Annotated in this window: 10 protein-coding genes; all 10 read left to right on the forward strand. The window is 61.6% G+C overall.

From position 1 onward, the window contains the following. Positions 1 to 25: 25 nt before the first annotated feature. Positions 26 to 286 carry a hypothetical protein gene (locus V6657_RS28725; RefSeq protein WP_009240713.1) on the forward strand — a complete coding sequence of 87 codons (261 nt, stop codon included), beginning with the start codon at positions 26 to 28 and terminating at the stop codon, positions 284 to 286. A gap of 126 nt (positions 287 to 412) precedes the next feature. Continuing rightward, positions 413 to 694 carry a zinc ribbon domain-containing protein gene (locus tag V6657_RS28730; RefSeq protein WP_080693739.1) on the forward strand — a complete coding sequence of 94 codons (282 nt, stop codon included), beginning with the start codon at positions 413 to 415 and terminating at the stop codon, positions 692 to 694. Positions 695 to 930: 236 nt separating this feature from the next. After that, positions 931 to 1263 carry a cation efflux protein, CzcI family gene (gene czcI, locus V6657_RS28735; RefSeq protein WP_223293269.1) on the forward strand — a complete coding sequence of 111 codons (333 nt, stop codon included), beginning with the start codon at positions 931 to 933 and terminating at the stop codon, positions 1261 to 1263. Between the two features lie 64 nt (positions 1264 to 1327). Further along, positions 1328 to 2581: a TolC family protein gene (locus V6657_RS28740; protein WP_024979375.1), complete on the forward strand. Its 1254-nt coding sequence runs from the start codon at positions 1328 to 1330 to the stop codon at positions 2579 to 2581. Positions 2582 to 2596: 15 nt separating this feature from the next. Further along, complete coding sequence (locus V6657_RS28745; protein ID WP_024979376.1) at positions 2597 to 4174, forward strand: efflux RND transporter periplasmic adaptor subunit; 1578 nt, start codon at positions 2597 to 2599, stop codon at positions 4172 to 4174. A 13-nt stretch (positions 4175 to 4187) separates the two neighbouring features. Then, positions 4188 to 7364, forward strand: coding sequence for a CusA/CzcA family heavy metal efflux RND transporter (locus V6657_RS28750; protein ID WP_024979377.1), 3177 nt, complete (start codon positions 4188 to 4190; stop codon positions 7362 to 7364). Positions 7365 to 7427: 63 nt separating this feature from the next. After that, entirely contained in the window at positions 7428 to 8402 is a 975-nt protein-coding gene (locus tag V6657_RS28755) for a cation diffusion facilitator family transporter (RefSeq protein WP_009240708.1), read from the forward strand. Beyond that, positions 8399 to 9076, forward strand: a complete 678-nt coding sequence (locus tag V6657_RS28760; RefSeq protein ID WP_009240707.1) for a heavy metal response regulator transcription factor — start codon at positions 8399 to 8401, stop codon at positions 9074 to 9076. The genes V6657_RS28755 and V6657_RS28760 overlap by 4 nt, the downstream gene beginning before the upstream one ends. A gap of 3 nt (positions 9077 to 9079) precedes the next feature. Then, the gene (locus V6657_RS28765) at positions 9080 to 10438 is read left to right on the forward strand and encodes a heavy metal sensor histidine kinase (RefSeq protein WP_024979378.1); all 1359 of its coding nucleotides are present in this window, start codon (positions 9080 to 9082) and stop codon (positions 10436 to 10438) included. A 440-nt stretch (positions 10439 to 10878) separates the two neighbouring features. Further along, positions 10879 to 11871, forward strand: coding sequence for a DNA-binding protein (locus tag V6657_RS28770; RefSeq protein WP_012435778.1), 993 nt, complete (start codon positions 10879 to 10881; stop codon positions 11869 to 11871). The last annotated feature ends 76 nt before the right edge of the window (positions 11872 to 11947 follow it).

Here is an 11947-nt window from a genome sequence, read left to right on the forward strand (position 1 = left end):
GACCACTGACACGGAGAACAAAGCCATGAAGACCACGTCCAAGATTGCAGTTGCCGGCATCCTGCTGTTTGCTTCGACGATGCCTTCGTTTGCGGCCGGCATCGGCACCCAGGTGAACTCGGTTCTCGAGAACGCTCGCGCCCAGGGCCCGCGCGACCCGTACACCGATGGTGGCCGTGCGCAGTCGCGTGATCCGTACACCGACGGCCAGAGTGTCACGCAGCGGGACGTCTATACCGGCGGCGCGAACGTTGCACAACGCGACGTCTACACCAACGGGCTGTAACTCAGTCATTGGAATTGACGATCGCTGATGCTTTCAAAGGCCGGCGACTCGCCAATCGCAGCGGGTCCCGCAGGGCAGCCCCTGGTCCTCCATACTGAAGCGCTACAAAACTACGGATGTAAACGCATGAGTCTGCTCAAGCGATTGTTCGGCGGTCACCACGGTGGCCACCGCCCGAACGGCGGTCACCACGGCAGACGCCATGGTGACGCTCACGACCGCGCCCAGGCGGGGATCCCCTCGAATCCTTGGCCCACCACTTGTCTCGGGTGTGGCTCGATTGCATCTCAGCGCGCCCAGTTTTGTCCGCAGTGCGGCAAGTCACTGGCTGGGGTGGTGTGCGGCCAATGCGGGAGCGCGGCCCAGCCGGGCGCAAAATTTTGTGCCGAATGCGGCACCGCGCTGTAGCGCCGACCTCGTCGTGCACTGCGCGGCTCTCTCCGACAAGCAGGCCTTTTGGTCTCGGTCGTAGCCGCCGGATTCGCTCCCGGATGCAGTCTTGTGTTGGGCGCGCGCGCCGCTAGACCTCGCCCTGTCATCATCCGTATCCCGCTCTTCGAGTAAACTGACGCGCAAATTCGTAAAGCGGTGCCATTTGCGCGCGCCAGCCAACACTTCTTCAGCCATTCATGCGGCGGTTCTGCTTGATCCTGCTTTTGTTGATCCTGCCATTCCAGTTCAACTGGGCGGTAGCGGCCGCCTATTGCCAGCATGAAGAGGCCAGCCAATCCAAGTGGCATTTCGGCCACCACGAGCACCACCATCAATCCAGCACAAAAGCGGGGCATGACAAGAAGGCCGTGATCGATACGGACTGCGGCGTATGTCATCTGGTCTCCGCTGCGATGGCCTGCGGTCAGCCGCTTCGCCTCGACACGGTCGATCGCGCCCAGACGCCGCCCGTTTCACATGCGTTGAAACTGACCTCATCTAGCACCCGCGCACCGGATCGCCCCCAGTGGCGCCGTCTCACATAGACGGCGAGACCCACTGAGCCTGCGTCTCGCCGAATTCCCACGGTTTGTATCCTGGTGCAATTCGATGCGACGACTATTTTTGCCGCTTGGGCTAGCGGCTGTTGTGATCAGCCCATCTTTTGCTGCGAATTCCAACGCGGCACCCCTTGTTTCTTCCGGCACAGTACTGGAGGCTCCTGGTCCTTTGACGCTTGAGCGCGCCATGGAATTGGCGAGTGCAGGTAACTTCACGCTTTCTGCTGCGCAGAAAGAAGTCGATGCCAATGAAGGTGCGGTCATGCAGGCACGCACCATTCCCAACCCCGAAGTGGCCGCGACCATGGAGGACACGCGCTCGGAGTCGCGCACGACGACCGGACAGCTCAATATTCCTGTGGAGCTGGGCGGCAAGCGTTCGGCGCGTATCGTCGCGGCCGAAAAAGGCCGGGAACTCGCGCAAGCGCAACTGGCGACAACGCGGGCCGAACTGCGATCCAACGTGATTCGCGGCTTCTTTGAAGTGCTGGTTGCCCAGGAACGGGTCAAGCTCGCGCAGGCCTCGGCGGACTTGGCCGCCAAGGGCGCGCAGGCAGCAACGCGCAGAGTGGCAGCGGGCAAGATCTCGCCGGTCGAAGAAACCAAGGCAAAGGTCGAGCAAGCCAACGCCGAACTCGAACTCGACAACGCCAACGCCGAACTGCGTTCCGCACGGGCCTCGCTTGCAGCGCTCTGGGGCAACGCCACGCCGCAGTTCTCCGCGGCGCAGGGTAGCCTCGACGCGCTGCCGTCACGGCCCGGTCTCACGGAGCTGCTGACCGAGCTCGACCACTCGCCGCTCGTATTGGCCGACCAGGTCGAGCTGGATCGCCGGCAAGCCCTGGTGGGCGTGGAGCGCAGCCGCCAATACCCCGATGTGACCGTCAGCGTGGGGGCCAAGCGCGACAACAGCGCGAATCGCAATATGGCGGTATTGGGCGTATCGATTCCGCTGCCCTTGTTCGATCGCAATCAAGGCAACCTGTACGAGGCCATCCGGCGTGCCGACAAGGCGCAGGACGAGGTGCTGGCTAATCGCATCCGGCTGGCAAATGAGATGCAGCAAGCGTCGAACGAGTTGACGGTCTCTCGTCGCTCCGCGCAGACGCTCAAAGAGACGATCCTGCCGGCCGCCGAGCAAGCCTATAGCGCAGCGGCACGGGGCTTCGAAGCCGGGAAGTTCAATTTTCTGGATGTGCTGGACGCACAAAGAACGTTGTTCCAAGCACGTATCCGTTATCTCGACGTGTTGGCGAAGGTCTATCAATCCGTGACGACCATCGACCGCCTGTTAGGCCGCTAACTCAGAATCCGAACCATGTCTATCACGAATAAGCAGAAGACTGCGATCGCAGCTCTAGTGGCTGCTGGCCTGATCGCCACCGGCACCGTTCTATTGTTGGGGCCCTCGACAGAGGGCAATGAGTCCGCTCGCGAGGCGGCCGAACACGCAGAGTCCGCCGGTCACCAGGACCGCGAACACCACGGCGAGCCGTCGAAGGACAAGCATGAAGACACGGCAGCACATGGCGACCAGGAGCACCATGACGCGCCGAAGAAGGGTCCACACGGCGGCAATGTCTACGCTGCTGGCAACGCTACCGTCGAGTTCGGCATGGCCGAGGACGGTGGGGAGCCCAAGCTAAGGCTGTGGGTCGTCCGAGACGGTAAGCCTTTGGTTGCCAATATCTCGGCCACTGGTGCCATCAAGCGAGCGGCGGGCGAATCGACGCCGATCAACTTCATGGCTGGGAAGGACAGTCTGGAGAGCGAGGCCGCTATTGCCGAGCCCCACGTGTTTGACGCGACCGCGTCCGTCACGTTGCCGGGCGTTCAGAAACCGATGACGGTCGCCTTCTCCAAGGAGGAGGGCAAGATCGAATTGACCGTCGACCAGGTCGCCAAAGCCGGCGTGGGTGTGGAAGTCGCAGGCGCTGCAGCCGTCCAGTCGGGCGTGCAATTCCCGGGAGAAATCCGCTTCAATGAAGACCGTACGGCGCATGTGGTACCGCGCCTTGCGGGGGTTGTCGAGCGTGTCCCCGCCAATATAGGCGAGCAGGTCAAGAGCGGACAGGTGCTGGCGGTCATTGCGAGCACTGCACTGTCCGAGCAACGCAGCGAGCTGCTTGCCGCCCAGAAGCGCTTGAACCTGGCTCAGACGACCTACGCGCGCGAGAAGCGCCTGTGGGAAGAGAAGATCTCCGCTGAGCAGGACTACCTGCAGGCCCAGACTGCACTGCAAGAGGCGCAAATCGCCGTGCAGAACGCGCAGCAAAAGCTGGTTGCGATCGGGGCCGCACCGGCCACGACGGCCCTGAACCGATTCGAGCTGCGTGCACCATTCGACGGCATGGTGGTGGAGAAGCATCTGGCAATCGGCGAAGCCGTCAAGGAGGATGCGAACGTCTTCACGATTTCTGACCTGTCCTCCGTGTGGGCCGAGTTCGTGATGGCGGCCAAGGATCTGGGCAATGTTCGCGTCGGTCAGCAAGTCACGATCAGTTCGACTGCCTTCGACAGCAAGGCGACCGGCACGGTGTCCTATGTGGGCTCTCTGCTTGGTGAGCAGACGCGCACGGCAAAGGCGCGCGTCACGCTGGCGAACCCCGACATTGCTTGGCGCCCAGGCCTGTTCGTGACGGTGCAGGTTTTAGGGCCAGCCGTTCAAGTCCCTGTTGCAGTCAGGGCGGATGCGATCCAGGAGGTCAATGGCAAGCCGGCAGTGTTCGTTGCGGTGCCGGGCGGTTTCGTCGCCCAGCCGGTCAAGACCGGGCGCTCCACTGGCAAGGTGGTGGAGATCACGGAAGGCCTGAGCGCCGGCGCGCGCTATGCCACCGCGAACAGCTTCGTCCTCAAAGCCGAACTCGGCAAGGCTAGCGCCGAGCATGAGCACTGACACGGAGACGGGCATGTTCGAACGCATCATCCGGTTTGCCATTGAGCAACGTTGGCTCGTCATCCTCGCCGTGCTCGGGATGGCGGCGCTCGGCGTCTACAACTACGGGAAGCTTCCCATCGACGCGGTGCCTGACATCACCAACGTCCAGGTGCAGATCAATACCGCGGCGCCCGGGTATTCTCCGCTGGAGACCGAGCAGCGGATTACCTACCCCATCGAGACCGTGATGGCCGGCTTGCCGGGGCTCGAGCAAACGCGCTCGCTGTCCCGGTACGGCCTGTCCCAGGTGACAGTGATCTTCAAGGACGGCACGGACATCTACTTCGCCCGCCAACTGGTGAACCAGCGGATCCAGGAGGCCAAGGAACGGCTGCCCGGCGGGGTCACGCCCGCCATGGGTCCAATCTCCACGGGGCTGGGGGAAATCTACCTGTGGACCGTCGAAGCGGAAGACGGCGCTCGCAAGCCCGACGGTGCAGCCTACACGCCCACCGACCTGCGGGAAATTCAGGATTGGGTGGTCAAGCCGCAACTGCGCAACGTGACCGGTGTGACCGAAATCAATTCGATTGGCGGCTACGCCAAGGAGTACTTGGTTGCGCCCAGCCTGGAACGGCTGGCTTCCTACGGGCTGACGCTCACGGATCTGGTGAGCGCACTCGACAAGAACAACAGCAATGTCGGCGCCGGCTACATCGAGCGCCGCGGCGAGCAGTACCTCGTACGCGCCCCTGGACAGGTCAAATCGCTCGACGATATACGCGACGTCATCGTGGGCACGGCGCAAGGGCAGCCCATTCGCATCCGCGACGTCGCCGATGTTGACATCGGACGGGAGCTGCGCACCGGTGCCGCCACGGAGAACGGCAAGGAGGTCGTGCTGGGTACAGTGTTCATGCTGATCGGCGAGAACAGTCGGGCGGTATCCCAGGCCGTCGACAAGAAAATGGCGGAGATCAATCGTACGCTGCCCGCCGGCGTCAAGGCGGTGACTGTGTACGATCGGACCGTGCTGGTCGACAAGGCGATCGCGACGGTCAAGAAGAATCTGCTCGAAGGCGCGATCCTCGTTATCGCCATTCTTTTTCTGTTCCTGGGCAACATCCGCGCCGCTGTCATCACGGCGATGGTTATCCCGCTGGCGATGCTGTTCACGTTCACCGGCATGGTCAGCTACAAGATCAGTGCGAACCTGATGAGTCTGGGGGCGCTGGATTTCGGCATCATCATCGATGGTGCCGTGGTGATCGTCGAGAACTGCGTGCGTCGCCTGGCGCACGCCCAGGAGCACCACAAGCGAGAGCTGACCCGCAGCGAGCGCTTCCACGAGGTGTTCGCAGCAGCGCGGGAAGCGCGGCGACCGCTGCTCTTCGGCCAGTTCATCATCATGATCGTGTACCTGCCGATCTTTGCCCTGACTGGCGTGGAGGGCAAGATGTTCCACCCCATGGCGTTCACGGTGGTATTGGCGTTGCTTGCAGCCATGGTGTTGTCCATGACGTTCGTGCCGGCTGCGGTCGCCCTGTTCATCGGGCGCAAGGTGGCGGAGAAGGAAAACCGGCTGATGGAGTGGGCCAGGCATCGCTATCAGCCGATGCTCGACGCGTCATTGGCCAACACGCCCATCGTGCTGACTTTTGCGTGCATTGCGATCGTCTTCTGCCTGGCCGTGGCATCCCGGTTAGGAAGCGAGTTCGTGCCGAATCTGAACGAAGGCGACATCGCTATCCAATCACTGCGCATCCCCGGAACGAGCCTGTCTCAATCGCTGGAGATGCAAAAGCAAGTCGAGTCGACGCTCAAGGCCAAGTTCCCCGAGATCGAGCGCATCTTCGCCCGTACCGGGACGGCGGAAATCGCCTCCGACCCGATGCCGCCCAACATCTCGGACGGCTACATCATGCTCAAACCGCAGGCGCAGTGGCCCAAGCCAAAGAAGACAAAAGAGGAGCTGCTCAGTGCGATTCAGGCGGAAGCTGAGAGGATTCCCGGCAACAACTACGAGTTCTCGCAGCCGATCCAGCTGCGTTTCAACGAGTTGATCTCCGGCGTTCGCTCCGATGTGGCGATTAAGATTTTCGGCGACGACAACGATGTGCTCAATGAAACCGCCGGCAAGGTTGCGGCGGTATTGCAAGGCATACAGGGCGCTACGGAAGTCAAGATCGAACAGACCACGGGGCTTCCCATGCTGTCGGTCAACATCGATCGTCAAAAGGCGGCCCGGTATGGATTGAACATGAGCGATGTGCAGGATGCGGTTGCGATTGCGATCGGCGGGAAGGAGGCAGGCACATTCTTCCAGGGCGACCGACGGTTCGACATTCTGGTGCGCCTGCCCGATACCGTGCGGGGTGACTTGGAGGCGTTGCGTCGCTTGCCGGTGCCACTACCAAAAAGCGCTGCTGGCGAGTCGAAGACGACCTACATCCCCTTGAGTGAAGTGGCCTCGCTCGACTTGGCCCCCGGGCCAAATCAGGTGTCGCGCGAGAATGGCAAGCGCCGCATCGTCATCAGCGCCAATGTGCGAGGCCGGGACATTGGGTCGTTCGTTCCGGAGGCCGAGGCCGCAATTGAGCGGCAAGTCAAGATTCCCACGGGGTACTGGATAACCTGGGGCGGTACGTTCGAGCAATTGCAGTCCGCAACGACGCGGCTGCAGATCGTCGTGCCGGTTGCGTTGCTGCTCGTGTTCGTCCTACTCTTTGGGATGTTCAACAGCGTGAAAGACGGGCTTCTCGTGTTCACCGGCATTCCGTTTGCGTTGACCGGCGGTATTCTCGCGTTGTGGTTGCGAGGCATACCGCTCTCCATTTCGGCAGCGGTCGGCTTTATCGCGCTCTCCGGTGTCGCGGTGCTCAACGGTCTGGTGTTGCTGTCGTTCATCCGATCGTTGCGCGAAGAAGGCCAATCGCTTGATACCGCGATCCGCACCGGGGCCCTCACGCGCTTGCGGCCCGTGTTGATGACAGCGCTGGTCGCCTCGCTTGGCTTCGTCCCGATGGCCATTGCGACTGGAACGGGAGCCGAGGTGCAACGACCGCTGGCCACCGTGGTCATTGGGGGGATTCTGTCTTCGACGGCACTGACCCTGCTGGTATTACCGGTCCTCTATCGCCTGGCGCACCGCAAGGACGAAGCCGAGGACATGGAGCGGACGGGCGAGATGGCACCGCGGTCCGCCTGACGGAGATGGAGTTGACGGCGCGGACCCCGATGGTCCGCGCCGCTTACGCAAGGAGCTTTCGCCATGGGCGCAGGACATGACCACAGCCATGCAACCGGGAACGAGCGTGCATTGAAAATCGCGCTCGCGCTGACCAGCACGTTTCTGCTCGCCGAGTTGATCGGCGGCATTTTGACCAAGAGCTTGGCGCTGATCTCCGATGCCGCGCATATGTTCACGGATGCCGCGGCACTGGCCATTGCGCTCGCAGCGATCCAGATCGGCAAGCGGCCGGCAGACAAGCAGCGGACGTTCGGGTACTACCGTTTTGAGATTCTGGCGGCGGCCTTCAATGCGCTGTTGCTGTTTGGGGTAGCGCTGTACATCCTCTACGAGGCATATCAGCGCTTGCGCGCGCCTGCCGAAGTGCAATCGTTGGGCATGCTGGGGATCGCCACCATCGGCCTCGTCGTCAACATCGTCAGCATGCGAGTTCTCGCAGGCGGCCGAGAACAGAGCCTCAACATCAAGGGGGCCTACCTGGAGGTCTGGAGCGATCTGCTGGGCTCGATCGGCGTCATTTTTGCGGCGATCGTTATCCGGTTCACCGGTTGGACCTGGGTCGATTCGGCTATCGCCGTGCTGATTGGGCTGTGGGTGCTGCCTCGCACCTGGATCCTGCTCAAATCCAGCATCAACATTCTGCTTGAAGGCGTGCCAGAGGATATCGACTTACCATCCGTGGAGCAGGCGCTGTTGACAATTCCCGGCGTTCGCAGCATGCACGACCTGCATGTGTGGTCCTTGACGAGCGGCAAGACCAGCTTGACGGTGCACTTGGTCAACGAACCCGCCGTCAATCCCGAACGCGACATTCTGCCGGTCGCCCGAGACCGGCTTGCCGAACGCTTCGGCATCACGCATATCACCATCCAGTTCGAACTGCGGCCGTGCGCGCAGGCGGATGCCGTGACGCATTTCCGGCCCAGCGAGCCTATTGCTGCTGCGACGAGCGGCCAACCCGACGAACGCCACGGTCATCAAGGACACTCTCATTGAAAATACTGGTCATCGAGGACGAGGCTCGAACCGCGGAATACCTGCTCAAGGGCCTGACTGAATCCGGATTTGTTGTCGATATTGCCGCAAACGGCATGGACGGGGCGCATCTCGCCAGCGAGGTGCGGTACGACCTGATCCTGCTGGATGTCATGCTGCCGGGTGCAGACGGCTGGAGCGTGATCAAGATGATCCGGCAGAAGAGTGATGTCCCGGTTCTGTTTCTGACGGCGCGGGATGACGTGGCCGATCGGGTACGTGGTTTCGAACTCGGCGCCGACGACTACTTGGTGAAGCCGTTCGCGTTTGCCGAACTGCTCGCCAGAATTCGCCGCTGCCTGCGGCAAAGCAGCGGTCGCGAATCCGAGCATCTGAGCGTCGGCGATCTCGATATCGATGTCCTTGGCCGCAAAGTCGTACGCGCCGGCGTCAAGGTGGAGTTGACCAGCCAGGAGTTCGTCCTGCTCCATCTGTTGGCTCGCCGCAGTGGGGAGGTGCTTTCCCGCACGTCCATCGCCTCGCACGTCTGGGATGTCAACTTCGATACCGACACGAACGTCGTGGACGTGGCGATACGCCGTCTTCGCGCCAAGCTCGATGAGCCGTTCGATACCAAACTGATCCATACCGTCCGGGGCATGGGTTATGTCCTTGATCCTCATCGCGGAAAATGAGACGTGGCGCGTTCACTGATCGGTCGGCTGACCTCGCTATTCTCGATCCTGGTCACGTTTGCGCTGGCTAGCATGGGGGCCTACGCCTACTACGCCCTGGATACTCAACTACGCTCGCGGGACGTAGAAATCATCGAGGCCAAGCTGACGCAGGTGAGCCACCTGGTCCGAGACGCTGGCAGCCTTGAGCAGACCGAGAAATTCGAACACAGCTTGTTCGATCTGGTCAGGGGATACGATGGTTTGACGTTGAGACTCCGAACACCGCAAGGCCGGCTCGTCTATCGAACGGCTGACGACCTGCCATCGGATTTCGATCAGGCGGCCACTGGGGTGGGAATTCATGACGACGGCACATGGATCATTGGAAAGCGCCTCGTCGAGGCGAGTGATGACGTACCGTTCGCCACGGTATCGGTGGCCAAGAGCGGTAACGATAGGCGCCAGGTGGTGACCCGACTGGGCAATAGCATTGTCGTCGGCATTCTGGTGGGCGCGGTTTTCACCGCGCTTCTGGGCGCCTTGATCACCCGACGAGAACTCAGGCCAGCACGGGCATTGATTCAGCAGGTGCACCGGATTAACGTCGAACGACTCAGCTACCGCATCGACGCCCCCAGTGCGCCAACGGAGGTCCACGAAATTGGCGTCGCATTCAATGCCATGCTGGAGCGACTGGAGTCGGGCTATGAGCGGTTGTATCGTTTTTCCGCCGATCTCGCGCACGATTTGCGCACGCCATTGAACAACCTGATCGGCCACACCGAGGTGGCGCTCTCGCGTGAACGAGAAGCAGCCGACTACGTGACCCTGCTGGAGGACAACCTGGCGGAGTATCAGCGCCTCTCGCGCATGATTGACTCTATGCTCTTCCTGGCACGCGCCGACGCGGCGACGGTCGAACTGGGTCGTGTGCCAATCGAGCTCAGCACCGAGTTGTCCAAGCTGGCGAGTTACTTTGCCGTGCTGGGTGAAGACAAGGGCGTGAAGATTGAGGTCTCGGTGTCCGGCAGCGTGAGTGCCGACCTGACCATGTTCCGGCGCGCCGTCGGCAACCTGCTCTCGAACGCGGTCCGCCATGCTGACAATGGCTCGGTCGTGAGCTTGAACTGTCAGCGTGACGAAGACTCTGTCACAGTGCACGTATTGAATCAGGGCGTCCCGATACCTGACAAGGATAGGGAACGCGTTTTTGATCGGTTCTATCGTGGCGACCAAGCGCGTTCCCACTCTGATCAGTCGACCGGTTTAGGGCTCGCCATCGTGAGATCTATCATGGAGTTGCATGCGGGCACTGCATCGGTCGCGACATTCCCTGGCAGCGTCACCCGGTTCTCACTCCGGTTTCCGTTCGTCGATTAGCGAGCTGGGTGCGCGTATAGCGAGGCTTGGCGTCTCGCATTTGACAAGCATGCGAGCCGGCCCGACAGATGCAAGACCAGCGGAGATTGGCTGCTGGGGCACCACCATACGTTGCCGTGGAAAGGTGAACGTTTTTGGGGTGTGGCACTTGGCATCTCGCCTAACGACGAACCGCGGCTACGCAAGGTGAGTTTTCGCGTTGCCGGCCGCAACGTACTGTCGCCTTCCGCCGTGAGACAGGTGAGCGCGGCCAGCATTTCGAGAATCGCGCTTTTCTGGAGTTTCGTACCGAAGGTTTGGACTGGAGCCCTATGTGAGAGGTTTCACACGTGATAATCCGCCATTATCACGTGTGAGGAACCGCCTCCGAGGAGCCACCTTGACGCATCGATTTGGTACGTATATACATAGTACGTAATACGGTATCAAATACTAACGCCATGGCCCGTGCCGGACTCAGTCGTATTGACATCAAGCGTGCCCGCGATTCGCTGCTCGCCCAGGGGCAGCACCCGTCGATCGATGCGATACGTATCGCGTTGGGCAACACGGGCTCGAAAACGACCATCCACCGCTATCTGAAGGAACTGGAAGAAGAGGAAGGCGTAGCGCTCAAGCGGGCTGGCACGACCTCCGACGCCATCCTCGACCTGGTCGGCAGATTGGCGGCGCGCCTGCATGAAGAAGCGCAGGCGGTGGTTGACCAGCAGGTTACGGCTGCCACGGCACAACGCCAGCAAGTCCGGGCAGAAGCAGACAGGCTGTCGGCGGACCTCGCCGTGCTTCGCGCCGAGCTGGCGCAGGCTCACGCCACCATTACCAACGTGCGGGCTGCGCTCAGCGACACGCAAGCGGCGCTGCAGCAGCATGCCCTGGAGGCCGAACGGCTGGCGCAGCAGGTCCGGGACCTCACTGAACGGCAAGCCGAGCAAGAAGGCTTCCGGCGCTCACTGGAGGAGAAGCTGCAGCACGCGCACCAGGCGCTGGAACACTTCCGCAACGCCAGCAAGGAGCAGCGCGATCAGGACACGCGGCGGCATGAGCAACAGGTCCAACAACTGCAGGCGGAAATCCGGCAGGCCAACCAGGCGGTGATCGTCAAGCAGGGCGAAATCACGCTGTTGAACAAGGACGGCGCACGGCTGGTTGCGGAAGTTGGAGCGGCAACCAAGCGCGTCCGCGAACTGGAAGCACGCGGCGAGCAAACAGTGGCGGCGCTGAACCAAGCGCGCACCGACCACACGCGGGCGGAAGCAGAACGGGATACGTTGCGCGCGACGGTGCAGGCCCAGGCGGATGAGCTTGCGGCCGTGCGTGCGGAACGTGAGCAGACGGCGACCGAGTTGGCCAGGTTGGCTGCACGGCTCGAAGCCCAGCAGACGCTACTGACTGACTACCGGACACAGCTCGGGGTGGCGGGGCCGGCGGCCTGAAACCGTAAGATTCGGCACGAAAAGGACGTGCTCTTACGAAATCAGCATTTCCCCAACTTATTGATTCACAAGGTAA

Source organism: Ralstonia sp. RRA (genome assembly GCF_037023145.1).
Taxonomy (GTDB): domain Bacteria; phylum Pseudomonadota; class Gammaproteobacteria; order Burkholderiales; family Burkholderiaceae; genus Ralstonia.

What these genes read in the sequence shown, in the direction of transcription:
- V6657_RS28770 (WP_012435778.1), top strand. Translation starts at nt 10,879, where the DNA reads ATGGCCCGTGCCGGACTCAGTCGTATTGACATCAAGCGTGCCCGCGAT.
- V6657_RS28745 (WP_024979376.1), top strand. Translation starts at nt 2,597, where the DNA reads ATGTCTATCACGAATAAGCAGAAGACTGCGATCGCAGCTCTAGTGGCT.
- V6657_RS28750 (WP_024979377.1), top strand. Translation starts at nt 4,188, where the DNA reads ATGTTCGAACGCATCATCCGGTTTGCCATTGAGCAACGTTGGCTCGTC.
- V6657_RS28755 (WP_009240708.1), top strand. Translation starts at nt 7,428, where the DNA reads ATGGGCGCAGGACATGACCACAGCCATGCAACCGGGAACGAGCGTGCA.
- V6657_RS28725 (WP_009240713.1), top strand. Translation starts at nt 26, where the DNA reads ATGAAGACCACGTCCAAGATTGCAGTTGCCGGCATCCTGCTGTTTGCT.
- V6657_RS28730 (WP_080693739.1), top strand. Translation starts at nt 413, where the DNA reads ATGAGTCTGCTCAAGCGATTGTTCGGCGGTCACCACGGTGGCCACCGC.
- V6657_RS28740 (WP_024979375.1), top strand. Translation starts at nt 1,328, where the DNA reads ATGCGACGACTATTTTTGCCGCTTGGGCTAGCGGCTGTTGTGATCAGC.